Source organism: Streptomyces sp. NBC_00490 (assembly GCF_036013645.1).
Classification (GTDB): Bacteria; Actinomycetota; Actinomycetes; order Streptomycetales; family Streptomycetaceae; genus Streptomyces; species Streptomyces canus_F.
Genome location: NZ_CP107869.1, coordinates 9,381,133 through 9,406,010, shown reverse-complemented (window position 1 = coordinate 9,406,010; position 24,878 = coordinate 9,381,133). Strand labels below are relative to the sequence as shown.

The following is a 24,878-nucleotide window of genomic DNA, read 5'->3' as shown; positions in this document are numbered from 1 at the left end:
CATGTCCCCTCGCCCACAACCAGGCCGTGAGTACGTCCTCACCCTCTCGTGTCCCGACAGCGCCGGACTGGTCCACGCCGTGAGCGGCTTTCTCGTCAGGAACTCCGGAAACATCCTGGAAAGCCAGCAGTTCGACAACCGACTTCAGGGCCGGTTCTTCATGAGGGTCCACTTCGACGTTTCCGATCCGAACGCCGATCTGGAACATCTGCGTTACCGGTTCGGTCCGGTCGCCCAGGCCTACGGGATCACCTGGGCGCTGAGCGACGCCTCGACCCCGACCCGGACGCTGATCATGGTGTCCAAGTTCGGCCACTGCCTCAACGACCTGCTGTTCCGCAAGCGCACCGCCTCCCTCAACATCGAGATCCCCGCGATCGTCTCCAATCACCGGGACTTCGAAGGGCTCGCGGAGACCTACGGCATCCCCTTCCACCACGTCCCCGTCACCCGGGACACCAAGGACCAGGCCGAGGCGCGCCTGCTGGAGCTGGTGCGCGACCTGGACGTCGACCTGGTCGTGCTGGCCCGGTACATGCAGATCCTCTCCGACGACCTGTGCAAGCAGCTCGAGGGCCGCGCCATCAACATCCACCACTCCTTCCTCCCCAGTTTCAAGGGGGCCCGACCCTACGACCAGGCCTACCAGCGCGGAGTGAAGCTGGTCGGCGCGACGGCGCACTATGTGACCCCGGACCTGGACGAGGGCCAGATCATCGAGCAGGACGTGATCCGGGTGGACCACTCCCTGGACCCCGGCGACCTGGTCACGGTCGGACGCGACGTGGAGGCACAGGTCCTCGCGCACGCGGTGAAGTGGCACAGCGAGAGCCGGGTGATGGTGGACGACAACCGCACGGTCGTCTTCCGCTGACCGACTCGCATACAAAGGGGGCGGGGCCGGATTACGGCCCCGCCCCCTTTGTATGCGAGTCGGTCAGCCGTCCAGCCGGTCGCGCAGCTCGCGACGCCACCGCTCCGTCTCGGCGATCTGGTTGAACGTGAACAGGTGCAGCCCGGCCACGCCCGCCGAGGGCGCGGTGAGGGCCTGTTCGGCCCGGGCCAGCAGCCGTTCGGGCGCGTATCCGCCGGGTGCCGCGAACCGCACGAACCAGGAGGGGTGCTTCGTCAGGAAGCGTGTCGACTCCCCCACGCCGATCTTCGTCGCCATGGCCAGCAGTTTGGCCCGCTGCACGGGCCCGGCGACGCCCACATACACCGGCAGGGTGACGCCGCGGCTCCGCAGCCGGACGATCCACTCCCCCAGGACCCGTGGATCGAAGCAGAGGTTGCTCACGACGTACGTGGCGTGCTCGCGCTTGTCCCACATCGACTGGATGGTGATGTCGTCGTGGATGAGGGGATGGCTCTCGGGGTAGCCGGTGACGCCGACCCGTGCGAACGGGCTGCCCAGCTCGCCCAGGGCGCGCAGCACCGGCAGCGCGCCCTCGTAGGCGCCGGCGGGCGGATCGGCGTCCCCCGCCGGGACGAAGACGTCGTCGACTCCGCACTCGCGCAGCCGGTCGGCGACCTCTTTCAGATGGACCTCGTCGCGCAGCAGCCGCGCGGGCACGTGCGGGACCACCCGGTGGCCGTGCGCCGCGAGCCGCTCGGTCAGGGCGAGGGTCGGTTCCAGGCCCTTGACCGGCGACGCCGTCACGGTGACGACGACGTCGCGCGGCACATGGGCGAGGACCTTGTCCTCGGTCGCCCCGGCGGGCAGCACCTCGTAGCGGACGCTGTCCAGCAGCGCCCGTAGCCCTGTGGCGGCCAACGTCTATCCCGCCTGCTTCTGGGCGTCGCGGTGGCGGTAGAACACGGCCTTCGAGGGCGCGAGCGGTTCCTTGCCGAGGATGAGGTCGGCGGCCTTCTCGGCGACCATCATCACGGGGGCGTAGATGTTGCCGTTGGTGACGTACGGCATCACCGACGCGTCGACGACCCGCAGGCCCTCCACCCCGTGCACGCGCATGCTGGCGGGGTCGACGACGGACATCTCGTCGGTGCCCATCTTGCAGGTGCAGGACGGGTGCAGCGCGGTCTCGCCGTCCTTGGCGACCCAGGCCAGGATCTCCTCGTCGCTCTCCACCGACGGCCCGGGCGAGACCTCGCCGTCGTTGAAGGGGGCGAGCGCGGGCTGGTTGAGCAGCTTGCGGGCCACCCGGATCGCCTCGACCCATTCGCGGCGGTCCTGCTCGGTGGAGAGGTAGTTGAAGCGCAGGGCCGGGTGTTCGCGCGGGTCCTTGCTCTTGATCTTCACCGAGCCGATGGCGTCGGAGTACATGGGTCCGACGTGCACCTGGTAGCCGTGGCCGCCCGCGGGCACCGAGCCGTCGTAGCGGACCGCGATCGGCAGGAAGTGGAACATCAGGTTGGGGTAGTCCACGTCGTCGTTGCTGCGGGCGAAGCCGCCGGCCTCGAAGTGGTTGGTGGCGGCCGGGCCCTTGCGGAAGAGCCACTGCAGGCCGATGAAGGGGGCGCGCCACTTCGCCAGGTAGGGCTGCATGGAGACGGGCTGTTTGCAGGCGTACTGGATGTACACCTCCAGGTGGTCCTGCATGTTCTCGCCGACACCGGGGAGGTCGTGGACGACGTCGATGCCGAGGGCGCGCAGTTCCTCGGCGTTGCCGATGCCGGAGAGCTGGAGCAGTTGCGGGGAGTTGATGGCGCCGCCACACAGGATGACTTCCTTGGCGCGGACCTGCTGGGGGGCGCCCTTGCCGCGCTGGTACTCGACGCCGACGGCCTTCTTGCCCTCGAAGAGGACGCGGGTGACCAGGGCGCGGGTCCTGACGGTGAGGTTGGGGCGCTTGCGCACCGGCTTGAGGTACGCCTTGGAGGCCGACAGCCGGCGTCCGCGGTGGACGTTGCGGTCGAACTTGGCGAAGCCTTCCTGCCGGTAGCCGTTGACGTCGTCCGTGGGGGCGTAGCCGGCCTCCTCGGTGGCCTTCTGGAAGGCGGTGAAGAGCGGGTTGGTGGCGGGGCCGCGTTCGAGGACGAGGGGGCCGTCGTGGCCGCGGAACTCGTCGTCCGGGTCGGCGGCGAGACAGTTCTCCATCCGCCGGAAGTACGGCAGGCAGTGCGCGTAGTCCCAGGTCTCCATGCCGGGGTCGGCCGCCCAGCGTTCGTAGTCCAGGGGGTTGCCGCGCTGGAAGATCATGCCGTTGATACTGCTGGAGCCGCCCAGGACCTTGCCGCGGGCGTGGTAGACGCGGCGGCCGCCCATGTGGGGCTCGGGCTCGGACTCGTACTTCCAGTCGTAGAACCGGCTGCCGATGGGATACGTCAGCGCCGCGGGCATCTGGATGAAGACGTCCCACGGGTAGTCGGACCGGCCGGCCTCCAGTACCAGCACCCGGTTCGCCGGGTCAGCGGAGAGCCTGTTCGCCAGTGCGCTGCCGGCCGATCCGCCGCCGACGATGACGAAGTCGTATTGCAGGGGAGCCATGGTGCCTCGTCTCGCTCGCGCCGTAGATATGCGAGGCATGCTAGCGCCGTAGCGTTATACGCACCAGGTTGCGAACGGCGCAACTTCGGGGGCCGTGTTTCGGTGCCGTTACTTGCAGTCGTGTTGTTTACTACGCGTATAGTTTCACTGTGAGCAACTACAGCACTGACACAGAAACGTCGAATTCACAAGCCGGCGGCGTGCAGTCCGTGGACCGCGCCATCAGCGTCCTGGAGATCCTCGCCCAGCGTGGCGAGGCGGGCGTCAGTGAGGTGGCGGGCGAGATCGACGTCCACAAGTCCACCGCGTTCCGCCTGCTCGGCGCCCTGGAGGCGCGCGGTCTGGTGGAGCAGGCGGGCGAGCGGGGCAAGTACCGTCTCGGCTTCGGCATCGTGCGGCTGGCCGGCGCGGTGACCGGGCGTATCGACATCACCCAGCAGGGCCGCCCGGTCTGCGAGCGACTCGCGGAGGAGATCGGCGAGACCGTCAACATCGCGGTCATGCAGGAGCACTACGCGATCAACCTGTACCAGGTGCGCGGTCCGGGAGCCATCACCGCGCACAACTGGGTCGGCCAGCTGACCCCGCTGCACGCCACGTCCAGCGGCAAGATCCTGCTGGCCCACATGCCGGCCAAGGAGCGCGCGGCGCTGCTGAGCGAGACCGGCATGAAGAAGGTCACCGCGCGGACCATCACCGCGAAGACGAAGCTCGAGAAGAACCTCGCCGAGGCCCGGGAGCGCGGCTACGCCTTCACCCTCGAGGAGTTGGAGATCGGCCTGCACGCCATGGCCGCTCCGGTCCGCGACCGCGACGGCGAGGTCATCGCCGCACTCAGCGCCTCCGGACCCGCGTACCGCTTCACCGAGGAGCGTCTGCACGAGCTCTCCCCGGTGCTCCTCAAGGGCGCCGAGGAGATCAGCCACCGGATGGGTTACCTGGGCTGAGTCACCCCAGGGGCGCGCCCAGACGCTCGTTCACCCAGTCATGGAAGGCACCGATGTGGTGCTCACTGGGTACCAGTACGCCACCCTTGGCGTACATCCGGGAGCTCATCCCGGGCTGTGTGCGTTCGCACGCGTCGAAGTCCTGCCGGTTGACCCGGTCGAAGAGCTCCACGGACCGGCTGACGTCCTTGCCGCTCTCGACGACGTGCGGGAGGTAGAGCCAGTCGCACTCGACGATCGTGCGGTCGACGGACACCGGGTACATCCGGTGGAAGATCACATGGTCGGGGACGAGGTTGATGAACACCTGCGGCCTGACGGTGATCGCGTAGTAACGCCGGTCCTGGTCCTCGGCCACTCCCGGAATGCGGTCCAGCCCCTCCGAGCCGTCCACGGTGAAGCCTTGGACCTCCTCACCGAACTCCGCGCCGTGGCCCACGTAGTACTGCGCCGCGTAGCCGTCCGCGAACTCCGGGAGCACCTCGGTGAGTTCGGGGTGAATGGTCGCGCAGTGGTAGCACTCCATGAAGTTCTCGATGATGAGCTTCCAGTTGGCCTTCACGTCATAGACGATGCGCTTGCCGACCGACAGGTTGTCGATGCCGTAGCGCTCGATCGACTCCACGTCGCCGAGGCGGGAGACGACCTCGCCGATGACGTCCTCCTCGAAGGACGGCGGGTTCTCCGCCAGGCACACCCACACATAGCCCAGCCATTCCCGCACGGCCACGCTCACCAGGCCGTACTCGGTGCGGCCGATGTCGGGCATCTTGGTGAGGTTGGGCGCCGCGACGAGTTTGCCGTCGAGGCCGTAGGTCCAGGCGTGGTACGGGCACTGGAAGGCTCGCTTGACCTCGCCGGACTCCTCCGTACAGAGCTTGGCGCCACGGTGCCGGCAGACGTTGAAGTAGGCGCGGACGGAATGGTCACGCGCCCGGGTGACGAGGATGCTCTCGCGGCCGACGTCGACGGTGCGGAAGGCGCCGGGCCTGGCCAGTTCGGAGGCGCGCGCGACGCAGAACCACATGGTCTCGAATATGCGCTCCTGCTCCTGCGCGAAGATCTGCGGATCCGTGTAGGAGGAGCCGGGGAGGGTGGCGATCAGGCTGTCCGGCAGACCGGTCGAGGTCACAGGGCACTCCTCGGGAAACGTCAGGGAGGGGTCATTCACGCGCCGGGAAGAGCGACTCCGGACGGTGTTCTGTATGGAGCAACGCTGCGTGCCATATGCAACCGCAGCATGGGATGCCTGAGGGGCGGTGTCAAGAGCCCGCGGTGGCGAGCTGCTTGCGCCAGCGCGTGAACAGCCGCGGCTGGTTCATGCCGAGCACGGCGACCGGATCTCCGGCGCGCCGGTAGACGGCCAGCACGTCACGGTCGTCCGCGGTGCCCGCCTCGATGGTCACGCTGTCGGCGGCGGCCGCGTGCCCGACGAACTGGATCTTCACGCCGTACTGGTCGGACCAGAAATACGGCGGCCTGGGCACACCCGGTTCCAGCGCGCCGCCCGCCAGCAGTGTGGCGATCGCGGCGTCGGGCCGCTCCCGGGCGCCGGTCCAGTGCTCGACACGTCGATGCAAGCCCGCGCGCGGGTCGTACCAGTTGGCGCAGTCGCCGACCGCGACCACCCCGGCCAGCGTGGTGCGGCCGTCGGCGCCGCACTTGACGCCGTTGTCGAGCTCGACGCCGGATCCCGCCAGCCAGTCGACGCACGGACGCGCGCCCACGCCGACGACGACGATGTCGGCCGGGACGCTGCGGCCGTCCTCGAGCAGGACGGCGTCGACCCGACTCTCCCCGCTCAGCCCCTTGACCCCCACCCCGCACAGCAGCCGTACCCCGTGGTCGGCGTGGAGGGCGGAGACGACGGCGCCCATGGTCTCCCCGAGGGGCGCCGCGAGCGGCGTCGGGGCCACCTCGACGACGGTCACGTCCAGGCCCAGCGCGTACGCCGTGGAGGCGACCTCGGCGCCGATGAAACCACCGCCGATCACCACCAGCCGTCCGCCGCGGGCCAGTTCGTCCCGCAGGGCGCGGGCGTCGTCCAGGGTGCGCAGAGTGTGCACTCCCGCCAGCCCCTCGGAGCCGGGGAGGGTACGGGCCGCGGCGCCGGTCGCGATGACGATGCCGTCGGCACGCACCTCACGTCCGTCGGCGAGCCGGACCGCGCGGTCCGTACGGTCGAGTCCGACCGCGCGGGTACCGAGCAGCCACTCCGCCCGCAGGTCCTCGTCACCGGTCTCCAGGGAGAGTTCGGTCTCGCCGAGGGTGCCGGCCAGGAACTCCTTGGAGAGCGGGGGCCGGTCGTAGGGCCGATGGAGCTCGTCCCCGATGACGACGAGCCGTCCGTCGTAGCCCTGCTTGCGCAGGGAGCGCGCCGCCGACAGACCGGCCAGCGAGGCGCCGACCACGGCGACCGTCCTCACGCGGGACCCCCGGCGAGCCGGGCGGATATGCAGGGCGGGAGGTTGGGCGCCGCCGTGGACACCCGGACGTAGACCATGCCGTCCTCGACGAAGACCTCGTGCGTCCGGACCGGCAGCTTGGCCGGCGGGGCGTCGACCGCGCCGGTCCTCAGGTCGAACTTCGAGGCGTGCAGCGGGCATTCCACCTCGCAGCCCTCCAGCCAGCCGTCGGCGAGCGAGGCGTCCTGGTGGGTGCAGGTGTCGTCGATGGCGTAGAGCTCGCCGTCGTCGGTGTGGAACACCGAGACCGGCGGATCTGTGTCGAGCCGGTGGGCCTCACCTCGCGGGAGATCCGCGAGACGGCACGCGGGAATCATCATGACACCTCGGTGCGTATAGCGAAACGGATTGCGGTAAGCGCAACATCAGTCTGGGGTCGGCCAGAAACCTTGTCAAGGCATTCAGAGAGCACTCTGAGCCGATCAGTTTGTTGCGCACAACAGAACCAAGTCCACATAGAACAACAACAGCCCGCCGTATCGACTCACGACAACCGCGAGCCGATACGGCGGGTATGTACGGGTATATAGGGGACGCCCGCAGGCGTCAGAAACCGCGGTCGATCCACTCCTGCACATGCGGAGCCTCGGCGGCGACGGTGGTCGTGTCCCCGTGTCCGGTGTGCACGACGGTCTCGCCGGGGAGCGTGAGCAGCCGGTCCCGGATCGAGTCGACGATGGTCGGGAAGTGGCTGTACGACCGTCCCGTCGCCCCGGGTCCACCGGCGAACAGCGTGTCGCCGCTGAACAGCGCCGTCAGGGCGGGGGCGTGGAGGCAGACCGCACCCGGGGCGTGCCCGGGGGTGTGCAGCACGGTCAGTTCGACGCCGGCCACCGCGAGGACCCAGCCCTCGGCCAGCTCACCGTCGGGCGAGCGGTCGGGGTGGGTCTGCTTCCACAGCGGCAGGTCGTCCGGGTGGAGCAGGATCGGGGCGCCGGTGCGCTGCGCGAGTGCGGGCGCCGCATCGATGTGGTCGTTGTGGGCATGGGTGCACACGATCGCCCGCAGGGTGCGTCCGCCGACGGCCGCCGCGATGGCCTCGGCGTCGTGCGCGGCGTCGATGACGATCACCTCGTCGTCGTCGCCGACGATCCACACGTTGTTGTCGACGTCCCAGGTGCCGCCGTCCAGCGAGAACGTGCCCGAGGTGACGAGGTGTTCGATGCGGGCGGCCATCAGAACACCACCACCGAGCGCAGGACGTCGCCGCCGTGCATCCGCTCGAAGGCCTTCTCCACCTCGTCGAGGGCGATGGTCTCCGTGACGAAGGCGTCCAGGTTCAGGCGGCCCTGCAGATAGAGGTCGACGAGCATCGGGAAGTCCCGGGAGGGCAGGCAGTCGCCGTACCAGGAGGACTTCAGCGAACCGCCGCGGCCGAAAACGTCCAGGAGGGGGAGTTCGAGCTTCATCTCCGGCGTGGGCACGCCGACGAGCACGACCGTTCCGGCGAGGTCGCGGGCGTAGAAGGCCTGCTTGTAGGTCTCGGGGCGGCCGACCGCCTCGATGACGACGTCGGCGCCGAAGCCGCCGGTCAGCTCGCGGATCGCCCCGACCGGGTCGGCGTTCCTGGAGTTGACGGTGTGGGTCGCGCCCAGCTTCTTGGCGGTCTCCAGCTTGTTGTCGTCGATGTCGACGGCGATGATCCGCGATGCGCCCGCGAGGCCGGCCCCCACGACCGCCGCGTCCCCGACGCCCCCGCAGCCGATCACCGCGACCGTGTCACCGCGTCCGACGTTGCCGGTGTTGATGGCGGCGCCGATGCCCGCCATCACCCCGCACCCCAGCAGGCCCACGGCGGCCGCCGACGCTGCGGGGTCGACCTTCGTGCACTGCCCCGCCGCCACCAGCGTCTTCTCCGCGAAGGCGCCGATACCCAGCGCGGGCGACAGCTCGGTGCCGTCGAGCAAGGTCATCTTCTGCTTCGCGTTGTGGGTGTCGAAGCAGTACCACGGCCGTCCTCGCAGACACGCCCGGCACTGACCGCACACCGCGCGCCAGTTGAGGATCACGAAGTCACCGGGGGCGACATCGGTGACGCCCTCCCCCACCGCCTCCACGACGCCCGCCGCCTCATGGCCCAGCAGGAAGGGGAAGTCGTCGTTGATGCCGCCCTCGCGATAGTGCAGATCGGTGTGGCAGACCCCGCAGGCCTCGACCTTCACCAGCGCCTCGCCCGGCCCCGGGTCGGGCACGATGATCGTCTCCAGGCTGACGGCGGCGCCCTTGCCCCGCGCGACGACAGCACGCACCTGGTGCGTCATGGCCACTCCTCGGCTGGTCGAGACTCGAATCAGATGTTGCTCATTACGGCACGCATCTCATGTGTCGCAACACAGCATCATGCAGCGCCGAGCGGCGGTCAAGGCACACGACGGGGGTTCCGGGGACTGTGCGGCTTCACGGCCGAGCAGCGCGCATGCCGACGGGGCCGTGGCCGCACATGTCGGCTCACGACCCCGCCGGGCACGGGTCACTCCGGGTTCCACGGGAGGGGGCCGCCGCGAGGACGGCGAGGCTCCGCCGTCCGGTGAGTGCGTCGCCCTTCCCCCCCCCCCGGGACGCGGTCGCCCGGGGTCTGCGTCAGCAGCGGACCTGCTGACTCGGCTTGCGGCTATGCGGCCGAGCCGAAGTCCTGCGTCCAGTAGTGGCCCGGCTGGGCCAGACCGATGCCGATCTCCTTGAAGCCGCAGTTGAGGATGTTGGCCCGGTGCCCGGAGCTGTTCATCCAGCCGTCCATGACGCTCTCGGGGGTGGTGTACCCGTAGGCGACGTTCTCTCCCGCCGACCTGAACTTGTACCCGACGCGGGCGAGCCGGTCGGTCATGGACGAACCGTCGGAACCGGTGTGGGACATGTTCTGGTGATCGGCCATGTCCTGGCTGTGGTCCTGAGCGGCCTTGGTGAGTTTGGCGTTCTCGGTCAGCGGCGCACAACCGGCCTTTTCGCGCTCGGCGTTGACGAGGACCAGCACACGCTCGGTGGGTCCGGGATCGGCACTGCCGACGGACGGGCCAGGGGCGCCGCTGGAGCTTGTGGCCTGCGGAGAGGCCGAGGGCGACGTGGACTCGTCGGGCACGTCGGAGGCAGGCGTGACGGAGGCAGGCGGAACGGACTGACTGTCGGCCGCCGAGGGCGACGCGCTCGGGGTGGCACCGAAGGGGGAGGCGCTCGGGGTGGCGGACGGAGCGGCTGTGGCGGAGGTGCCCGAGGCGGTCGCGGACGGGACCGGTGACCCCGAGGGCCTCGGCTCGGCCACGGGATCGGACGTGCCCCCTCCCCACCAGGGGAACGAGACGACACGCCAGCCTCCCAGCCCGCCGCCGCTCGCCTGGGCGACCGAAGGAATGCCCACGGCGCCCACAACAACCGCGGCGACCGCGGCACCGGCTATTTTCTGGCGTTTCGATTTCTGACGGTGTTTGCTCATGCGTGGCCTCATTCGGTGATCCGGAATTCTGCGTCAAAAAGCGGCACCCCGCATCGCAAGCGGGTGCGTTCAGCCGCTCACCTCGGCCCTGGCGAGCCCGGTCATTATGGGGATCGCCCAGCACACCGGGCAACGAACGCCTGTGCCGCTGCCGAGCGTTGACGCGATGAGCCCTCGACAGACGAGGCGCCGCCGTACGCACGCCCCACGCCACGCCCGACCAGCCCGAAAGGGCTCCTCCACGACCGCGATCACCGACATGACGCGCGGCCGAATAAGCCGTTCACGGCGACAAACTCCCGATTCGGCTTCAAAAGAGCACAGTTATTACCTTCGGTAACCCGTCAATCGATGCCATGGAGCGCAATTCCGGCGTGACACACATCACGATAATGCGATGTGTGAGACCGACGGCAACCTGGCGGCGCCCAGTGGCAACCAGGAGGCACCCAGGTCAGTTCTTCTTCAGCTCCTCGGCGAGCATCACAAGGATGCCGCTGGGCCCTCGGAGGTAGGTGAGTTTGTAGATGTCCTCATAGGTCGCCACACCGCGAAGCGGACGGCATCCGTGCTTCGCGGCCGCCTCGAGGGCCTTGTCGATGTCGTCGACCGAGAAGGCCACGCGATGCATGCCGATCTCGTTGGGAAGCGTGGGCTCCGTCTCGATCGCTTCGGGGTGGATGTACTCGAAGAGCTCGAGGCGGCCTTGGCCGTCCGGCGTCTGGAGCATCGCGATGTTGGCGTGGTTGCCGTCGAGCCCGACGGCGGTGTCGGTCCACTCACCACTGACCGTGTCACGGCCGAGGACCGTGAGGCCGAGGTCGGTGAAAAAGGCGATCGTCGCTTCGAGGTCGCGAACGGCGATGCCGACGTTCTCAAGTTTGATGCCCATGCGCCGCATGCTACCGAGCCGGGCCGAAGCCCACTCCGTGACCGCCGCCGTAAGGGGGCGAGGCCGGCCGCATCACCGCGTCCTCTCGGACTCGCTGCGGGTCCCTGACATCTGTCAGGGACCACTGGGCCCGGCTGCCCTCTACGTTGCTGGGCGCACCACCTCCGGCAGTCCGCCACAGCCCGATCCCGCAGCGGCCCTCCGCTCGACACCCACAGGAGCAACGCGACCATGCGTCCCCAGCGCTCTCTCCTCGCTGCGGTCGGCACCATGACCCTGGTGCTGGCCTCCGTCCTCGCCTCCGGCACGGCCCAGGCGGCCTCGTCCGCCACGTCCGCCGTCGCCCCGACGATCTCACCGGCCGCCCCCTCACAGCTGGTGCCCTCCGGCAGCCACGTCACCTGCGACACAGGCAACTTCTGTGCCGGCGTCTGGGACCCCACTGTCGAGCAGTGGCGGGTCTTCTTCCTGTACGACTGCGACCGCTATTACCTGTCGAACTGGCATGGCACGGGCGAGGTCATGAACAGCCAGACCGACGCCGCCCAGGCAACGACCTACGGCCAGAACGGCGACGTGATCCAGACCTTCCCGGTCAGCACGGACGCACCCGACGTGGACTGGGAACCGGTCTGGTCGATCCGCAACTGCTGACCGGCAACGACAAGGAGGTACTCGCGATGTTCAGCAAACTCATGAGAATGGCGGTTTCGGCCGTCGCGGTGGCCGGGTCGCTCATGGCCGTCACCGCCGGGCCCGCGTCCGCTGCTCACAACGACTACGGATGCCCCTACGGAGCCGTGTGCCTCTACAACACCGCCGACCCGAACTCGGGTATCCAAAGCGGCGGTGTGTACTGGGCCTACGGTCCGCACAACCTCAGCAACCAGTACGGCGAACACTTCGTGATGAACAACCAGTACGACAGCGCCTGGGTGGAGCTGTGCACCGGGTACAACGGAACCGGCAGAGGAACCACCGTCATCTACGCGGGATGGGGGTTCCCCCAGGACCTGAGCCCGATCAATTCCCTTGCGCTGGGCACCGGCGACAACTACCCCTGCTCCCCTCCGTGATCCGGACGTAGCCCGCACGCCCTGCCTGCCGCACGCGAGACACGGTCAGTCCGACCCTGCCGCGCGTGCGGCGCGGGCGTAGCGGGCGGCGAGGTCCGCGCACGCCGTGGCCAGTTGAGGTGGGCCGATGACGTCGATCTCGGTGTCGAAGCGGCCGATGGCGGCGGCGAGTCCGGTCCATGACCAGGAGCCGAGGGTGAGCCGGCAGCGGTGGGGGCCGAGTTCCTCGACGATTCCGTCCTGGGCGAAGGGCGCGATCTCGGCGGCGGGGAGGTGGAGGACGACCTCGCCCCGGCAGGGCCAGTCGGTGGTGGCGCCGTCGTTGCCGCGGAACCGGCCGGTGACGAAGGCGGAGACGCTGCCGCCGGGGAGTTCACGCGGGGTGAAGCGGGGGCCGGTGGGTGTGCGGGGCCGGACACGGTCGACGCGGAACGTACGCCAGTCCTCCCGGTCCAGGTCCCAGGCCACGAGGTACCAGCGATTGAGCCGGGTGACCAGGTGGTGGGGTTCCACGCGGCGAGGATGGTCGAGGGACGTGCCGGCGCCGGGGGTGTGGTCGAAGCGCAGTTCCTCGCGCGCGTGGATGGCGCGGCTCAGCTCCACCAGGACCCGCGCATCGACCTGCGAGACGTCGCGGGCCTCGGGTGGTGGGACGGCGGTGATGCGCAGCAGGTCGATGCGGTGGCGCAGGCGGGACGGCATCACCTGGCGGAGCGTGGCCAGGGTGCGGGTCGCGTCCTCGGCGACGGTCGTGCCGGAGGCCGCGGTCTGCAGCGCGACGGCCAGGGCAACGGCTTGGCCGTCGTCGAACAGCATGGGCGGCATGTGGGCGCCGGCGTCCAGGCGGTATCCGCCGGCCGGTCCTTTGACCGTCGTGATCCGGTAACCGAGTTCGCGCAGCCGGTCGATGTCACGGCGCACGGTGCGCGAGGTGATGTCGAGACGTCCGGCGAGATCCTCGCCGGACCAGTCACGGTGCGTTTGCAGCAGCGAGAGCAGCGCGAGCAGTCGGGAGGATGTCTTGTGCATGAGATCCATCCTGCCCGCAGTACAGGACACATCCTGTCCGCTACCTCCACCAGGGTGGCCTCCGAGCCGTTCAGGAGACAACGCTCCTGAACACGGCAGCCGCCACCCGCGCCTTGGACCGTGGGCGGCGTCTTCATCGCCTTGAGGCAAGGAGCAGATCATGTCCGTCACGACCACTACGCACCTGAACTTCCGGGGCACCGCGCGAGAGGCGCTGGACTTCTACCGGTCCGTCTTCGGCGGACGCACCGTCGCGGTGACCTACAAGGACGCGGGCGCCGTGCGGAACGAGAGCGAGGCGGACTGGGTGATGTGGGGCGAGGTGGCCGACGCCGACGGTTTCCACGTCATGGCCTACGACGTGCCCTCGCAGCTGCCCTGGAACCAGGGCGAGAACCCGTTCTTCGTCTCCGTACGCGGTGACGACAACGACGAGATCGGCGCCCTGTGGGACAGGCTCGCCGAGGGCTCCACCGTCGTCCGCCCGCTGGAGCCGGCACAGTGGGCACCGCTGTACGGCATGCTCACCGACCGCTTCGGCGTCACCTGGGTCCTGGACGTCACCGCCCCGTACACCGGTTGAGCCGACCGCCCCCGTCCGGGCCGTCCCTGCCACCTGGCGGCCCGGACGCGTTACGTCAGGTTCAGGTCGGAGTGCAGGACGTAATGGTCGGAGTACGAGCTGGGTTCCACACTGTGCCTGAGCGGGGTGATGCCTCGCAGGAAGACGTAGTCGAACTTGCTCTGCCACTCGGTGGTCGGCTTGCAGACGCCGACCGAGCCGGGACGGCACTGCGGGTCGGTGTCCGTGGCCAGCGCCCATATCGGGGACAACTCGGGAGCGTCCGGCACGGCGTTGAAGTCGCCGAGGACGATGGCGCGGTCATGGCGGGCGATTTCCTTGGCGAGTACGCGGGCCTGCGCCGCCCGGACCTCTTCCTGCCGACGTTCGGCGAAGTGCGTGTTGAAGACCCGGATGGACTGGCCGCCCACCTTGGTCGTGACGGCCATGTAGCCGCGGTCCTCGGACCCACCGTCGGGATACTCCACATTGACGCGGTCGGTCATCGGTGCCGCCGACAGCAGCGCCTGACCGTAGCCGCCCGGATTCCAGGGCGCTCCCCCGCAACGGCCCCAGTTCTTCAGAACCGACCCGTACTCGACGTGGTAGACCAGCCCGAAAAGGCTCTCCAGATAGTCGCGGATCTTCTTCACGTCAGGCGCGCACGCCTCCTGCACGGCGATGACCTGCGGCGCGTACTCGGCGATCTCCGCCGCCCGGTCGACGTTGCTCTCCTCGCACGGGTTGCACAGGTTCCACGTCATGACCCGGTTGGGCACGACCTCCTTGACCGCGCCGGTGGGCTCCGCCCTGCCGGAGAGAGCACCGCCCAGTGCACCGGAGCCGACGAGCGCCATGCACGCGACGATCACCGCGCCCGCGAACAACCCCGCGCGCCTACCGAACACCACGGCCTCCCCACTATCGACACACAGGGCGTCCGACGTCCTGTACTACGTATGTACGAGGTTATGGGACCCGGTTGCCGCCCACACATTCACGGCTGATCTGAGGTGGTCCGTCAGACCGTTCAGAGGCCGTCTGACGAGGTCACAATTCCGTTGCCGGGCACCGGCCGTCTTCGGTCCAATACCTCCATGACTCACGACGGCCCCACGGACCATCTGGAGCAGAACCGGCGGTACTGGGATGACCAGGCGGCCGCCTGGCACGGTCCGCTCGCCCGTGATCACTGGGCGCAGGTGGAACCACGCTGGGGATTATGGGGGACCCCGGAGTCGCAGGTCTCCGTGCTTCCCTCCGACATCGCCGGGATGCGCACCATCGAGTTGGGCTGCGGTACCGCCTACGTGTCCGCCTGGCTGGCCGGAGCAGGTGCCCATCCGGTCGGGATCGACCTCTCGGAGCAACAGCTCAGCACTGCTCGGGCCATGCAGGCGGAGTTCGGCATCGACTTTCCCCTTGTCCTCGGCAATGCCGAGGAGGTGCCTTACGAGGACGACTCGTTCGACCTGGCGATCAGCGAGTACGGCGCCTCGCTGTGGTGCGACCCCTATCGCTGGATCCCGGAGGCGGCCCGGCTTCTCGTTCCCGGAGGCCGGCTGGTGTTCTCGCGCTACTCACCGCTGTTCGCGCTGTGCGTACCCCCCGAGGGACCGGCCTCCACCACCCTGTCCCGCAGTCAATTCGGCCTGACGCGGCTGGACTGGGGGAATCACGTGGAGTTCGTCCTGCCGCACGGTGACATGTTCCGTCTGCTGCGGGCCTCCGGTTTCGTCGTCGAAGACCTGATTGAGGTTCAGGCACCCCAGCATGCGCGGGACTACATGGAAGTTACCGCCGACTGGGCCCGGCAATGGCCCAGCGAAGAGATCTGGAAAGCGCGGCTGACGGGCTGACAGCGCCACGGGCGGGGGCTGGGGGGCTCGCACGCCATGTCGTCAAGTCACACGGTTCGTCTGGCCCCGTAAGAGCCGTGACTCATCCGGAACCTCATGGCGTCGGTGCCGTCTGCCCGGATGTGCTCGATCAGCATCGACCTCAGCGGTTTGGGCAGTCCCCTCCCGTGTGCCTCGGTCCACTTGATGGAGCCGAAGAGTTCGGCCGCCCCGTCGAGCCGGTCCGGGCTCGAAGGCCGCGTGGCCGCCGCGGCGAGGACGAGGGCGGGATCCTCGCCCAGGAGCTGCTCCTGTACGGCCATGTCGTACCACTGAAGACCGCCGGTGGACTCCCTGGAGGGAACTCCGGCCCAGGCCAGGAGGGCACGGGCCCGCTCGATCCCGTCGGGGTAGCACTCTCGGCTGAGAGCGGCGAGCCGGGCCTTGGCGTCTTGCAGCCGGCGTGACCAGGCCATGTGGTCGCGCCCCGGCGGGTGTGCCACGTCCGCGGCCGCGTCGGACAGCCCGGCGGGCGCGGCCCGGATCCAGCGCGTCCGGCGCCGGTCGGCTTCGCTCTCCTGTGCGGCCAGCTCCGACTGGACCTCCCGCGAGCGGGTCAGACCTCGCTCCGCGAGCCACTCGGTGAGGGCCGGTCCGTCCCGCAGGTCGGCGTCGCAGTCGCCGAGCCCGCGGAGACCGGACTGGTGGTGCAGCACCCAACAGGCGATCAGCTCGCCGTGCACGTCGTGCACCATGACCGTCGGCCAGCCCATGCACCGGCACCGGTCACCCGTGCCGCCGTCCACAATCGCCAACAGCCGGGCCAGGTCGCCGATCTCGGCACCGCTGACCACGGTCCGTGCCACATCGGCGCGGTCGACCGCGTCCCGCGGCCCCTCGACGATCACGACGTGCCCGGCACGGTTCAGCACCTCCGCCAGCCGAGCCGTAGTCGGGGCACCCTCGGCCATGCCCGCCGTTCCCTCGTAGATCACGCCCGCGAGAATATCGACAGCCTCTCGGCACCCCGACCGCTCCGGTACCGGGCGTCAGTCACCCGCCGTTGCTCACCGGTGCCAGAGCCGCCAGTCGGCCCGTAGTCCGCCGCCGAGCGCAGTGTGTGCGGGGTCGGTGCCGGTAACCGGCTTTCGGTCGCGGCCACGGGTGGTGTCGAGGCGGCGCACGGCGTTGCGGCACCGGCCGCCGTCGTCAGCACGGTACGCCGGGAAACGCTCATCTCTGTTCCTCCAGCGGGGAGTTGGGACGGCTAGCGGTGACATGTGGAGATGCCCGGGGTCCACCGGCAGGCGATACCGGCGAAGCCGCCGTTGGCGGTGACGTCGATGGCGAGCGTGTCGCCGCCGCGCAGGATCTGCCGGTCCTGGACGAGTCCGTCGGTGCCGTCGCGGATCGTCTCGACGAGCCATCGTCCGGCGCCGATCGTGAGCGGTACTTCGGCGGTGCGGGCGGTACCGGCGTACACCCCGCCCAGGAACCAGCGGTCGCCGTCGCGGCGGGCGAGAACGGCCTCCTGGCCGGGGTGCCCGGCGAGGAGTCGGATGTCGTCCCAGGCGGCGGGAAGCTGGTCGTAGAAGTCGCGGGCGAGGGGTCGTTCGTCGTACGACTGGGGTGTGCCGGCGTACATCTGCAGGCCCGACTCGTAGACGACGGCGAGTCCGGTCTCGGCCGCGTCGGAGTTGGGGCGCAGACCGACGCGTTGGAAGGCGCCGGGGGTGAAGTCCGTGGAGCCGATGACGTTACGGGTGAAGGGCAGGGTGGTGAGGTGGGCGGCGGTGTTGGTGCGCTTCTCCTCGCCCGCTACGCCTTCCAGGGTCATGACCTGGGGCCAGGTGCGTTGCATGCCCTTGGGGATCGTGGAGCCGTGGAAGTCGACCATGAGATGGTGGGCGGCGGTCTCCACGAGGATGGCGTCGTACCACTGGAGCATGGACTGGGCCTCGGAGTTCATGAAGTCGATCTTGACTCCCTTGACGCCCCAGCGCTCCAGCGTGGGCAGCCACTGGGCGCGTTCCTCGGGGGTGTCGAGGTCGCGTTGGTGGATCCAGACGATGATGCCGACGCCCTTCTCCCGTGCGTGGTCGACGAGTTCGGGCATCCAGCTGTTGGTCTGCCAGTTCGGGTCGGTGGTGTCCCACTCGTCGGACTTGAAGTACCAGCCCGCGTCGACGGCTTCGTAGGGCCAGCCGCGTTCGGCGGCATAGTCGACGTAGGCCTTCTGTGCGGTGAGGCTCTGTCCGGCCGCGCGGCCGCCTGCGAGCCAGGTCCACAGGACGGTGCCGGGGCGGATCCAGCGGGGGTCGGTGACCTTGGAGGCAGGTGCCAGGTCGTCGGTGAAGGTGGAGCGGGTGACGGTGGCGAGGTCGCCGGTGACCATGGCACGCCAGGGGGTGGCGAGGGGGCCGGTGGTCCGGACCCGGTCGTCGGCGAGCTTGATCCGGTAGGTTCCGGTGCCTTCTTCGTGGGCGAGGCGGGCGCCCGAGTAGGTGCCGGTGAGGTCGGACTCGGCGAGGAGCGTGTAGCCGCCGTCCGTGGCGAACAGGGCCTGGGGCGAGTAGTCGCCGGTGGGGGCCGTCGCCGCGGTGTACTGGGCGAACTGGCCTTCGTTGTCGACCCGGTAGGTGCTGAGCCACGCGGTCGCGTCCTGCGGAAGGCGGAACGCGGAGGTCTCGGCGAGGATGTCACCGAGGCCGACGGGCAGGACGTAGCGATAGGCGACGCCGTCGGCGGAGGCGCGGACGACGAGGTCGAGCCGGGCGCCCGTGGGTGTGGCGAACGACAGGCGCGTTTCGTTCATGAGGGCCCGGCGCTCCAGCCGCTTGCCGGACCTGGTCCGGTACCGCTCGTCCACGAGGCGGTCCTTGCGATGCAGGAAGGTCAAGCCCTTGGAGAAGTCGGCCTGTTCGGTAACGATGCCGACGGGCGACGGCTCGATGACGGTACGACGGTCGCGGGTCACGGAGAGGCTGACCGTGCCGGTCGTGTCGTCCAGGGATATCCGCGCGTGGGGTGCGTGCGTCGCGGCCGGCCCGGGGCCGGACACGGTCCAGGTGTGCTCGTGTTGTGCGGCCCGCGCGGGAACGGCCGTGAGAAGGGTGGCCATCAGGCCGGCGCACAGCGCGGCAGCCGCGGTCCTGATCGGAACCGCCATGAGAATCCTCCCTGTTGACGAGGTGAGGTGGGGTAGGCCGGGGTGAGGTGGGCGGGTGCGACTACGGCAGTCCCCAGGCCGGGCCCGGTTCGCTGATGGCGACGGGCGCGATGACGAGGTCCGGGCGGCGGCCGGCGTGGACGAGCACCTCGCGGCCCTTGGGCAGGTCGATGGCGAGGGTGCCGTCGCCCAGGTCCTCGGTGTGGGCCGGGGTGCCGTCGTCGAGGAGCACGGTGAGGGTTCCGGCGAGGCCGTGGCGGAGCTTGAGCGGCTCGCCCGCCAGGCTCTTGATCCGGATGAACCGAGTGGTGCCGGCCTTGCGGACCGCGCTGACCAGAAAGGCGCCCTGGGTGCGGAAGTCGTGCAGGGTGAGGTCCCGCCAGGTGGACGGGACGGCGGGGAAGACGCGGATGACGCCGCCCCAGCTCTGGCAGAACATGTCGTGCAGGGACTGCGAGGCGGACAGCGGCGTCTCGATCACCGGACCGGCCTCGGTGTAGTGCGTGTTGGGGCGGCAGGGGTAGCGGGTGCCGGCGTCGAAGAACTTGCGCAGGTAGGCGATCGCGGTGTCGCCGTCACCGGTCATCGCGTAGATCGACGCGGCGCCGGTGTAGCTGTAGCCGCGGTGGGCTCCGGCCAGCGCGTGCCAGTGGACCACCGACTTTGTGATGAGGTCCCGGTGTTCGGGCCGGTCCCAGTTGACGAGGTACAGCGGGTACACCATCAGCAGGTGCGAGTAGTGGCGGTGGGACTGGGCGTACGGGGTGTCGGCACCGATCATGAAGCCGTTGCCGTCGACCGGGTACGGCGTGAGCCGGGCCAGCACCTCCTGCCAGCGCGGCATCAACTCGTCGTCGAGGCCGAGCAGTTCGGCGGAGTCGAGGAGCGTCTGGCAGCCCCAGCGGATGAGCGCCAGGTCGTAGTTGGTGTCCTGTGGCGGCACCACGGGGTATTCGGGCGAGAGGGTGCTCGGCAGGTGGAGCTTGCCGTCGCTGCCCGGGGTGAGGAAGTGCAGGTAGTAGGTGATGGCCCGGCGCAGTACCGGGTAGATGGTGTCGCGCAGCAGCGAGGTGTCCATGGTGTGCCGGTACGACAGCCAGACGTTGTGCAGCGCCCAGGTCAGATCGCCGGTCTCGGCCCCGGTGCCGGGCATGCCCACACCGCGGTTGGCGAACATGTCGGAGCTGCGGCCGACGCCGGAGCTGTCGGAGCGGTAGGCGGCGGGCACGTTGGCGATGAGCTGTTCCTGGCTCTGGCGCAGGGTGGTGGCGAGCGCGTCGAGTTCCAGGTGGTTGGAGCCGTGGATGAGCCAGTACTCCAGTTGGACGTTGAGGTTCCACCAGACCGCGGGCCACGGTGTCGGCTCCAGCCATGGACCGGAGGTGGCCATGACGGGGCCGCCCGCGCGGCTGGCCGAGGCGACTTTGTACAGCTGGATCCAGTGGAAGCTCTGCAACCGCTGATCGGGGAACGAGACGAAGCTCTTCCGGTAGAACGCGTGCCACCAGCGGATGTGCCGTCGTCGGAGGACGTCGTAGGACGGGGCGCGCCGGAGGTTGCGCAGCGAGTCGGCCTCGGCGGCGGTGTCGGAGGGGAAGCTGTGGCCGACGCTGAGCAGCAGGTCGTCCCCGGTGCGGCGGTAGGAGGTCGCGGTCTGGCCGCCGCCGGTGAGGGGCTGGAGTGTCTGTTCGGTGCCGTCGGTGGTGGTCCGGGTGGCCCAGGGCGGGTTGGGGGTGTAGCCGGCGGGCGGGGCCTCCTGGATCTTCCGGGGGCTGATGGCCTCCTCGGGGTGGAAGGTCCAGGAGGGCTCTTCGTCGCCGTCTGCCGTCACACGGACGGCGAGGACCTCGTCGTGGATGAGGGCGGAGAGGGTGAGGGTGCCTGCGGTGGTGGTGATCGTGCCGGTGAGTTCGGCGTTCCACAGGCTCAGTCGCCAGTCGACGGCGGTGATGGTGCCGACCGGTTCGAGGGTGAGCCGGCCGACCGGCAGGCGGGCGGTGCCCCAGCCGCTGCCGAACTCGGGCCGGTGGTCCTGGACGCGGCCGTGCTGGACGGTGAAGCGGATGTGCTGGGTGTTCGGCTCCTGGTAGACCATGGTGCCGAGCAGGCCGTCGCCGAGGAAGGGGCCCTCGTACCAGAGGGTGGGCAGCTTGCTCCAGAGCAGGTCCTGACCGCGCAGGAAGCCTTCCCAGGCGCGGTCGGTGGTCATGGTGTCGCGGAGTTTCCATGGGCGGCGTTCCTGCTCGGCGGCCAGGCCGTCATCGCCCGACTGCTCTGCCGGTAAGGGCCGTTGGGGCTGTTCGGCGTGGGCCGTCCCGGGCAGGGCCGCGGCTGCCGCGCCGCCCAGGGCCGTGCCGAGTACGGCTCTGCGGGGCATGGGTGAGGTCTTCCCCGACTGCGAGGTCATCGTCGTCCTCCGGGTCTGAAGGGATCATCGATACATCGGGTGTATCGGGGAACGTAGGCATGCGCCATGCAACTGTCAAGAACCTTTACAGTGACGGAATTTGGCCAATACTGAAGCAGCGAGGGGAGGGTGCGCTTCAAGGTGCACCTGAGCTGCCCCGATACGCCACCAACTCATCCGATGTATCGGCGCCTACGCCCGTTGTCAGACCCTCGTGCCACCGTGGAGACAGGACGAGGGGAAGGGAGGGCCCCGTCATGGCCGATGTCGACGCGCGGTTCCTGCGCGGCCTGTTCGACGAGGAAGGCAGCCTGCACACCGCGGGGCGCACCGCCCTGTATCGGCTGTACGGGCCCGAGGGCCTGCTCTACGTCGGGATCACGATCTGCCCGCTCACCCGGATACGCACCCATCTGCGCGAACAGCCCTGGAGATCACTCGTCATCGCCATCCGGATCGACTATCCCGACGACCCGGAGGCAGCCGAGCGCCAGGCCGTCCGCGCCGAGCACCCTCAGTACAACGTCGTCTTCAACGCGCCCGCCCCTCCCCCACCCGCCGACCCCGCCTCCCGCCTGAGAACCCGACTGGCCGTGGAACAGCGGCGGCTGGTGGAACTCGAGGACACCGTGCCCGAGTCCTCCACCCATCTGCGTCTGCTCACCCGGGCCATCACCACGAAGAGAACGAGGATCGCGAAACTCACCGAGGACATCCGAGAAGCGGGCGCGACCGCTCCTGTCTTACCGGAGTCCCGAAAGCGGCGCTGATGACCGGATCGGTCCGCTGCCGGACCCGATGCGGCCTGTCGTCGACATGCCCGCGCGGATCAGGCTTGGCGCATGACCCGAGCATTGATCGTCATCGACGTCCAGGAGTCCTTCCGCGCCCGGCCGCTGTGGGAGACCATCTCCGACCCGAAGATCGCCGACAAGGTGAGCCGCCTGGTCCGGCTCGCCCGCCGGGCCGGGGACCAGGTGGTGTGGGTGCTGCACTCCGAGCCCGGCACCGGCGGCGTCTTCGACCCGGCCCTGGGCCATGTGCGGCTGCTGGAGGAAGTCGAGCCGCCCACGGACGACGAACCCCTGATCCACAAGACCTCGCACAACGCCTTCACCACCACCAACCTGCAGCAACTCCTCACCGAGCGCGGCATCCACGAGCTCACCCTGTGCGGCATCCGCACCGAACAGTGCGTGGAGACCACCGCCCGCCTCGCGAGCGACCTCGGATACCAGGTCACCTTCGTCGTCGACGCGACCGCCACCAACCCCGTCCCGCACCGCGACGCCCCCGAGGACCAGAGCGTCGCCGCACTGCTCGCCGACCCCCGCACGCTGCCCGCCGAGGAGGTCATCCGCCGTACCGAATACGCCCTCGCCGGACGGTTCGCCACCATCGCCACGGTCGACGAACTGGAAGCCGCGGCCGGCCTTCCGGCATGATGACCGAATCGTGAGCCACGTCGTCTTCTTCCTGGTGCCCGGAGTCCATCTGCTGGACCTGGCCGGCCCCGCGCAGGTCTTCTCCACAGCCGCCGATTTCGGGCACCCTTACACCCTCACCTACGTCGCCGAGCAGCCCCAGGTCCCCAGCGCCCAGGGGCTGCCGCTGGTGGCCGGCCCCGACTGGCCCGACCTCGGACCCCAGGACCTGATCGTGGTGCCCGGCTGGCGTGCCGTCACCCTGGCCGACTCGCCCGCCATCGGCGAGGCCTCCCTCCAGGTCCTGCGGGACCATCACGCCATGGGCGGGACGGTGGCCAGCGTCTGCGCGGGGGCGGAGGCGCTCGGGCGGGCCGGGCTGCTCAAGGGGCGGCGCTGCACCACCCATCACGACGTGCAGGACGAACTGGCCGTACGCCACCCCGGCGCGCTCGTCGTCCGCGACGTCCTGTTCACCTCCGACGACCGCGTGATCACCTCGGCCGGCATCGCCAGCGGCATCGACCTGGCCCTGCATCTGGTCGCCGGCCGGCACGGCCCCGCCGTCGCCGCGCGGGTCGCCCGGGACATGGTCGTCTACGCCCGCCGCAACGGCCATGAGCCGCAGTCCAGCGCGATGTTCCGGCACCGCTCCCACCTCGACGACACCGTGCACCACGCCCAGGACGTCATCGACACCCGCTTCGACGAGCCACTGCCCCTGCCCGCCCTGGCCACGGCCGTCGGCGTCAGCGAACGCACCCTCACCCGCCTCTTCACCCGCGCCACCGGCCTCACCCCCCTCCGCTACCAGCAGACCCTCCGCCTCGAACGCGCCCAGCACCTCATCAGCCACGGCGCCACCGTCGACGCGGCCGCCCGCTCGGTCGGCTTCACGGACCCCCGCATGCTGCGACGCCTTCGCGCGCGTACGGACCGAGTCAGGTCCGGGGGACGTCCTTGATGAACACGATGCCGTCCGTCGAGGCCAGGTGCGCCGGGTCGAACGAGGCGTAGCCGTAGTACGGGGACACCCGGGGAGCGGGCCGGGTGTCGGCGAGGGTGGTGGCCAGGCGGGCTGGGTCGATGACGCAGCGGTCCTCGGGGAGTGCGTAGAGGAGCCCTTCGACGGTGTCCGGCGGCGGGGTGTCCACGCCCTGGTGCCGGATCGTGCCGAGGACCGTGGCCAGGAAGGCGTACTCCTCACCCAGGCGGGCGCTCACGATCGCGCCGGCACTCCACCACTCCAGCAGGGGGTGGTCCCACATGCGCATCGAGCTCTTCTCCCGCTGGAGATGGGCGTTGTGGGCGAAGACCAGCACCGGGGTGCGCTCGGCGAGGGCGAGCAGGTTGTCGGCCATCATCGAGTCCCGCAGGCCCAGCAGCCGGGTCATACGGCCCGGTGAGGTGTCGGCCATCCAGAAGTGGTAGCGCAGCAGGCCGGTGGCGGTACGCCCGTACAGTCGCGCCCGGTCCCAGTCGTCCCTCGAGGTCGCCTGGATCAGGTGCGGGGTGTGTGCGTCGAGCAGTGCCACGAGGTCGTCGGCGAGCAGCCGCAGTCGACCGGCCTCGGCCGACTGCCCCACGGACCGGGCCGGGTCCGTCATCGCGGCGGGGTCGGTCCATGGACCGTCGGCGCCGAGCAGGCGGTCGAGTGTGTCCGCGGTGCACGGGAGCTGGTCCGGGTCGACCTGGGCCGACAGGTAGCCGTGCAGTGCGGTGAGGGCCTGCCGGGGACTTTCGGCGCCGGTGATCTCCAGCGGGCCGTCGAAGCCGGCGAAGCGCAGCCGCTCGGACGCGGGCCGGCCGTCGTTGTGGGCGCGCATCCAGCGCACGAGTTCACGGTTGGCCGCGGAGGCGCCGAAGCCGTGGCTGAACCCGTGCTCCATGACCTCGTCGAGGGTGCCCCTGCCCGTGGTGACGTACTCGTCCACGATCAGCCCTCTCAGGCAGTCGCTCTCGATCGCTATCGTCCGGTAGCCCTCCTCTTCGATGAGTTGCTGGAAGACGTCGTTGCGCAGGTCGAGCAGAACGTCCTCGCCGTGGGTCGGCTCCCCCAGGGCGAGCAGCCGCGGCCTGCCCGGGAGCAGCCCCATGACGGCGGCGGCCTCGACCGCATGGACGGTGTCCTTGAAATCAGTAGCCATGCCTTCAACGCTATCGTTGAACCTTCGGTTGAAACTTTTTCTCGATA

Annotated in this window: 24 protein-coding genes; 9 read left to right on the top strand and 15 right to left on the bottom strand. The window is 69.5% G+C overall.

The annotated features are described in order from the left end of the window. Position 1 precedes the first annotated feature (1 nt). Positions 2–874 (top strand): formyltetrahydrofolate deformylase, encoded by an 873-nt coding sequence (gene purU, locus OG381_RS42980; RefSeq protein ID WP_327721399.1) that lies wholly within the window; start codon positions 2–4, stop codon positions 872–874. A gap of 63 nt (positions 875–937) precedes the next feature. Here purU and OG381_RS42975 read toward each other — a convergent pair whose 3' ends face one another. Next, entirely contained in the window at positions 938–1,774 is an 837-nt protein-coding gene (locus OG381_RS42975) for a 5,10-methylenetetrahydrofolate reductase (protein WP_327721398.1), read from the bottom strand. Between the two features lie 3 nt (positions 1,775–1,777). Continuing rightward, positions 1,778–3,448, bottom strand: a complete 1,671-nt coding sequence (gene betA / locus OG381_RS42970) for a choline dehydrogenase (protein WP_327721397.1) — start codon at positions 3,446–3,448, stop codon at positions 1,778–1,780. A 200-nt stretch (positions 3,449–3,648) separates the two neighbouring features. Here betA and OG381_RS42965 point away from each other — a divergent pair, with 200 nt between their 5' ends. Next, positions 3,649–4,395, top strand: a complete 747-nt coding sequence (locus tag OG381_RS42965) for an IclR family transcriptional regulator (protein WP_327721396.1) — start codon at positions 3,649–3,651, stop codon at positions 4,393–4,395. A gap of 1 nt (position 4,396) precedes the next feature. Here OG381_RS42965 and OG381_RS42960 read toward each other — a convergent pair whose 3' ends face one another. The 7 genes from OG381_RS42960 to OG381_RS42930 form a co-directional block, all read right to left on the bottom strand. Then, positions 4,397–5,527 (bottom strand): aromatic ring-hydroxylating oxygenase subunit alpha, encoded by a 1,131-nt coding sequence (locus OG381_RS42960; RefSeq protein ID WP_327721395.1) that lies wholly within the window; start codon positions 5,525–5,527, stop codon positions 4,397–4,399. A gap of 130 nt (positions 5,528–5,657) precedes the next feature. Next, positions 5,658–6,821, bottom strand: coding sequence for an NAD(P)/FAD-dependent oxidoreductase (locus OG381_RS42955; protein WP_327721394.1), 1,164 nt, complete (start codon positions 6,819–6,821; stop codon positions 5,658–5,660). Beyond that, on the bottom strand, positions 6,818–7,180 hold the full coding sequence (locus OG381_RS42950) for a bifunctional 3-phenylpropionate/cinnamic acid dioxygenase ferredoxin subunit (protein ID WP_307022349.1): 363 nt from the start codon (positions 7,178–7,180) through the stop codon (positions 6,818–6,820). Before OG381_RS42950 ends, OG381_RS42955 begins: the two co-directional genes overlap by 4 nt. A gap of 226 nt (positions 7,181–7,406) precedes the next feature. Then, the gene (locus OG381_RS42945; RefSeq protein WP_327721391.1) at positions 7,407–8,036 is read right to left on the bottom strand and encodes an MBL fold metallo-hydrolase; all 630 of its coding nucleotides are present in this window, start codon (positions 8,034–8,036) and stop codon (positions 7,407–7,409) included. Beyond that, positions 8,036–9,121, bottom strand: coding sequence for an S-(hydroxymethyl)mycothiol dehydrogenase (locus OG381_RS42940; RefSeq protein WP_327721390.1), 1,086 nt, complete (start codon positions 9,119–9,121; stop codon positions 8,036–8,038). The genes OG381_RS42945 and OG381_RS42940 overlap by 1 nt, the downstream gene beginning before the upstream one ends. Before the next feature lie 350 nt (positions 9,122–9,471). After that, entirely contained in the window at positions 9,472–10,287 is an 816-nt protein-coding gene (locus OG381_RS42935) for a CAP domain-containing protein (protein WP_327721389.1), read from the bottom strand. A 454-nt stretch (positions 10,288–10,741) separates the two neighbouring features. Beyond that, positions 10,742–11,179, bottom strand: a complete 438-nt coding sequence (locus OG381_RS42930) for a VOC family protein (protein ID WP_327721388.1) — start codon at positions 11,177–11,179, stop codon at positions 10,742–10,744. A gap of 231 nt (positions 11,180–11,410) precedes the next feature. Between OG381_RS42930 and OG381_RS42925 the strand changes: the two genes are divergently transcribed. Next, positions 11,411–11,833, top strand: coding sequence for a hypothetical protein (locus OG381_RS42925; RefSeq protein WP_327721387.1), 423 nt, complete (start codon positions 11,411–11,413; stop codon positions 11,831–11,833). Between the two features lie 47 nt (positions 11,834–11,880). Continuing rightward, positions 11,881–12,255 (top strand): hypothetical protein, encoded by a 375-nt coding sequence (locus tag OG381_RS42920; RefSeq protein ID WP_327721386.1) that lies wholly within the window; start codon positions 11,881–11,883, stop codon positions 12,253–12,255. A 45-nt stretch (positions 12,256–12,300) separates the two neighbouring features. On the opposite strand, the gene OG381_RS42915 is transcribed toward OG381_RS42920, so the two are convergent. Beyond that, entirely contained in the window at positions 12,301–13,284 is a 984-nt protein-coding gene (locus OG381_RS42915; RefSeq protein ID WP_327721385.1) for a helix-turn-helix transcriptional regulator, read from the bottom strand. Positions 13,285–13,444: 160 nt separating this feature from the next. On the opposite strand from OG381_RS42915, the gene OG381_RS42910 reads away from it, so the two are divergent. After that, complete coding sequence (locus OG381_RS42910; RefSeq protein ID WP_327721384.1) at positions 13,445–13,867, top strand: VOC family protein; 423 nt, start codon at positions 13,445–13,447, stop codon at positions 13,865–13,867. A 50-nt stretch (positions 13,868–13,917) separates the two neighbouring features. On the opposite strand, the gene OG381_RS42905 is transcribed toward OG381_RS42910, so the two are convergent. Further along, a complete protein-coding gene (locus tag OG381_RS42905) occupies positions 13,918–14,754 on the bottom strand; it encodes an endonuclease/exonuclease/phosphatase family protein (RefSeq protein WP_443061984.1) in 837 nt (278 codons plus the stop codon). A 189-nt stretch (positions 14,755–14,943) separates the two neighbouring features. Here OG381_RS42905 and OG381_RS42900 point away from each other — a divergent pair, with 189 nt between their 5' ends. Then, the gene (locus OG381_RS42900; RefSeq protein ID WP_327721382.1) at positions 14,944–15,705 is read left to right on the top strand and encodes a class I SAM-dependent methyltransferase; all 762 of its coding nucleotides are present in this window, start codon (positions 14,944–14,946) and stop codon (positions 15,703–15,705) included. 47 nt (positions 15,706–15,752) lie between these two features. Here the strand turns inward: OG381_RS42900 and OG381_RS42895 are convergent, their stop codons facing one another. From OG381_RS42895 to OG381_RS42885, 3 genes are all read right to left on the bottom strand, one after another. Beyond that, the gene (locus OG381_RS42895; protein ID WP_327721381.1) at positions 15,753–16,679 is read right to left on the bottom strand and encodes a hypothetical protein; all 927 of its coding nucleotides are present in this window, start codon (positions 16,677–16,679) and stop codon (positions 15,753–15,755) included. Positions 16,680–16,951: 272 nt separating this feature from the next. Further along, on the bottom strand, positions 16,952–18,853 hold the full coding sequence (locus tag OG381_RS42890) for a glycoside hydrolase family 97 protein (protein ID WP_327721380.1): 1,902 nt from the start codon (positions 18,851–18,853) through the stop codon (positions 16,952–16,954). Positions 18,854–18,914: 61 nt separating this feature from the next. Next, complete coding sequence (locus OG381_RS42885) at positions 18,915–21,230, bottom strand: glycosyl hydrolase family 95 catalytic domain-containing protein (protein WP_443061983.1); 2,316 nt, start codon at positions 21,228–21,230, stop codon at positions 18,915–18,917. A gap of 287 nt (positions 21,231–21,517) precedes the next feature. Here OG381_RS42885 and OG381_RS42880 point away from each other — a divergent pair, with 287 nt between their 5' ends. The 3 genes from OG381_RS42880 (at position 21,518) to OG381_RS42870 (ending at position 23,648) form a co-directional block, all read left to right on the top strand. After that, entirely contained in the window at positions 21,518–22,030 is a 513-nt protein-coding gene (locus tag OG381_RS42880; protein ID WP_327721378.1) for a GIY-YIG nuclease family protein, read from the top strand. Between the two features lie 72 nt (positions 22,031–22,102). Then, entirely contained in the window at positions 22,103–22,705 is a 603-nt protein-coding gene (locus OG381_RS42875; protein WP_327721377.1) for an isochorismatase family protein, read from the top strand. 10 nt (positions 22,706–22,715) lie between these two features. Then, positions 22,716–23,648 (top strand): GlxA family transcriptional regulator, encoded by a 933-nt coding sequence (locus OG381_RS42870; RefSeq protein WP_327721376.1) that lies wholly within the window; start codon positions 22,716–22,718, stop codon positions 23,646–23,648. Here OG381_RS42870 and OG381_RS42865 read toward each other — a convergent pair. Next, complete coding sequence (locus tag OG381_RS42865; protein WP_327721375.1) at positions 23,626–24,831, bottom strand: erythromycin esterase family protein; 1,206 nt, start codon at positions 24,829–24,831, stop codon at positions 23,626–23,628. The genes OG381_RS42870 and OG381_RS42865 overlap by 23 nt on opposite strands. Between the last annotated feature and the right edge of the window lie 47 nt (positions 24,832–24,878).

Bases quoted from the DNA above. Each gene is read 5' to 3' on its own strand.
- OG381_RS42945 (WP_327721391.1), bottom strand. From the start codon at position 8,036: ATGGCCGCCCGCATCGAACACCTCGTCACCTCGGGCACGTTCTCGCTG.
- OG381_RS42950 (WP_307022349.1), bottom strand. From the start codon at position 7,180: ATGATGATTCCCGCGTGCCGTCTCGCGGATCTCCCGCGAGGTGAGGCC.
- OG381_RS42880 (WP_327721378.1), top strand. From the start codon at position 21,518: ATGGCCGATGTCGACGCGCGGTTCCTGCGCGGCCTGTTCGACGAGGAA.
- OG381_RS42925 (WP_327721387.1), top strand. From the start codon at position 11,411: ATGCGTCCCCAGCGCTCTCTCCTCGCTGCGGTCGGCACCATGACCCTG.
- OG381_RS42900 (WP_327721382.1), top strand. From the start codon at position 14,944: ATGACTCACGACGGCCCCACGGACCATCTGGAGCAGAACCGGCGGTAC.
- OG381_RS42875 (WP_327721377.1), top strand. From the start codon at position 22,103: ATGACCCGAGCATTGATCGTCATCGACGTCCAGGAGTCCTTCCGCGCC.
- OG381_RS42930 (WP_327721388.1), bottom strand. From the start codon at position 11,179: ATGGGCATCAAACTTGAGAACGTCGGCATCGCCGTTCGCGACCTCGAA.
- OG381_RS42865 (WP_327721375.1), bottom strand. From the start codon at position 24,831: ATGGCTACTGATTTCAAGGACACCGTCCATGCGGTCGAGGCCGCCGCC.
- OG381_RS42890 (WP_327721380.1), bottom strand. From the start codon at position 18,853: ATGGCGGTTCCGATCAGGACCGCGGCTGCCGCGCTGTGCGCCGGCCTG.
- OG381_RS42915 (WP_327721385.1), bottom strand. From the start codon at position 13,284: ATGCACAAGACATCCTCCCGACTGCTCGCGCTGCTCTCGCTGCTGCAA.
- OG381_RS42885 (WP_443061983.1), bottom strand. From the start codon at position 21,230: ATGCCCCGCAGAGCCGTACTCGGCACGGCCCTGGGCGGCGCGGCAGCC.
- OG381_RS42935 (WP_327721389.1), bottom strand. From the start codon at position 10,287: ATGAGCAAACACCGTCAGAAATCGAAACGCCAGAAAATAGCCGGTGCC.
- OG381_RS42940 (WP_327721390.1), bottom strand. From the start codon at position 9,121: ATGACGCACCAGGTGCGTGCTGTCGTCGCGCGGGGCAAGGGCGCCGCC.
- OG381_RS42920 (WP_327721386.1), top strand. From the start codon at position 11,881: ATGGCGGTTTCGGCCGTCGCGGTGGCCGGGTCGCTCATGGCCGTCACC.
- betA (WP_327721397.1), bottom strand. From the start codon at position 3,448: ATGGCTCCCCTGCAATACGACTTCGTCATCGTCGGCGGCGGATCGGCC.
- purU (WP_327721399.1), top strand. From the start codon at position 2: ATGTCCCCTCGCCCACAACCAGGCCGTGAGTACGTCCTCACCCTCTCG.
- OG381_RS42910 (WP_327721384.1), top strand. From the start codon at position 13,445: ATGTCCGTCACGACCACTACGCACCTGAACTTCCGGGGCACCGCGCGA.